This is a genomic window from uncultured Flavobacterium sp. (assembly GCF_937967675.1).
Classification (GTDB): domain Bacteria; phylum Bacteroidota; class Bacteroidia; order Flavobacteriales; family Flavobacteriaceae; genus Flavobacterium.
Genome location: NZ_CALBSN010000200.1, coordinates 1 through 1814 on the forward strand (window position 1 = coordinate 1; position 1814 = coordinate 1814).

Sequence of the window (1814 nt, forward strand, 5' to 3'; positions counted from 1 at the left end):
TGGAGGAGTTCGTAAAGGTGCTTTAACTCAAGAACAAGCTGATGCTAAATTAGCTGCTTGGTTAGAAGAAAAAGCTGGTAAAGTTGAAGCTAAGAAATCAGGTTTATCAAAAGCTGAAGCTGATGCAAAAGCTAAAGCTTTAAAAGCAGAACAAGAAGCAAACGCAAAACGTATTGCTGCTCAAGCAGAAGCTGCAAAAGCTGCTGAAGCTACAGAAGAAGTTGCTGAAGAAGTAACAGAAGAAGTAGTTGAGGCTGCTGCTGAAGAAGCTCCTGCTGTTGAAGAAAACAACGAAGAAACTCAAGCATAATTTTATAGCGATTCCATGCGTAAAGAAGATTGTTTCTATTTAGGTAAAATCGCGAAAAAATTTAGTTTCAAAGGGGAAGTATTGGCGTATTTAGACACCGACGAACCCGAATTGTATCAAAATTTGGAATCAGTTTTTGTTGAAATCAACAAAAGTCTGGTTCCATTTTTTATTGAAAGCAGTTCGCTTCACAAAGAAAAATTCTTACGCATTCGATTTGAAGACATTCAAACCGAAGATGAAGCTGACGAAATCATGGGAAGCGAAATTTATCTTCCACTTTCTATGTTACCTAAATTAGAAGGAACCCAATTTTACTATCACGAAGTAATAGGGTTTGATGTATTAGATACTCGTTTAGGTAATATTGGAAAAATTACAGCTATTAATGATAGTGGCGCACAACCCCTTTTTGAAATCGATAAAAACGGAACTGAAATTTTAATTCCGCTTATTGATGATTTCATTATTGCACTTGACAGAGCAAATAAAACCATTACTTTAGAAACTCCTGAAGGTTTAGTTGACCTTTATTTACAGTAGTTGACAGTCGCAGTCACAGTTTACAGTTTTTTAAATTGTTTAAATTCAATCCTTAATCATTTTGTTTAAATTCAAACAATTTTACGTAAATCAAGATCGTTGTGCTATGAAAATTGGCACAGATGGTGTTTTGCTTGGCGCTTGGACTCCGTTAATTAACAATCCATTCAATGTTTTAGATATTGGTGCTGGAACTGGGATTTTATCTATAATGTTAGCCCAAAGAAGCAACGCCGAACAAATTGACGCCATTGAAATTGAAGAAGACGCTTACGAACAATGTGTAGAAAACTTTGAAGCTTCACCTTGGGGAGATAAATTATTTTGTTTTCATGCGGGTTTGGATGAATTTGTAGACGAACCTGAAGATGAATACGATTTGATTATTTCCAATCCGCCTTTTTATACAGACGATTATAAGTCTGATAATACTTCAAGAGATTTAGCGCGTTTTGAAGACGCTTTACCTTTTGAAGAATTAATTGAAGCGGCTGCTTTATTACTTTCGGATAACGGGATTTTCTCGGTGATTATTCCTTACAAAGAAGAAGACCGATTTGTTGCTATGTGTAAAGAATTGGATTTGTTTCCATTAAAAATTACTCGTGTAAAAGGCACGCCAACATCAGAAATTAAAAGAAGTTTATTATCTTTTTGTAGAATGGAACAAACTCCTTTAATCGATGAGTTAGTTATTGAAATTTCGAGACATAATTACACTCCTGAATACATCGAATTAACGAAAGAGTTCTATTTGAAGATGTAGCCCTAGCCCAGATGGTAGCGGCATCCTTTTTGTTTTTCAAGCATTTCTTTTACAATGAAATAACGATTTGTTTTTAGAATTCGATAAAACAAAAAGATATAGCGGACAGCTGGAAAAAGCTTCTTAAAAAATTATAACACTTGTTCGTTGATTTGTTAAAAATCTTTACTTACTTTTGTGACTTTCAAATCAAAA

The 1814-nt window shown here is 34.3% G+C and carries 2 protein-coding genes and 1 pseudogene; all 3 read left to right on the top strand.

What is annotated here, in order from left to right; translation table 11 throughout:
* A pseudogene (gene rpsP, locus Q0075_RS12965) lies at window positions 1-310 on the top strand (30S ribosomal protein S16); the annotation flags it as partial.
* Window positions 311-325: 15 nt separating this feature from the next.
* Entirely contained in the window at window positions 326-853 is a 528-nt protein-coding gene (gene rimM / locus Q0075_RS12970) for a ribosome maturation factor RimM (protein ID WP_297869878.1), read from the top strand.
* A 61-nt stretch (window positions 854-914) separates the two neighbouring features.
* The gene (locus Q0075_RS12975; RefSeq protein ID WP_297869879.1) at window positions 915-1619 is read left to right on the top strand and encodes a methyltransferase; all 705 of its coding nucleotides are present in this window, start codon (window positions 915-917) and stop codon (window positions 1617-1619) included.
* The last annotated feature ends 195 nt before the right edge of the window (window positions 1620-1814 follow it).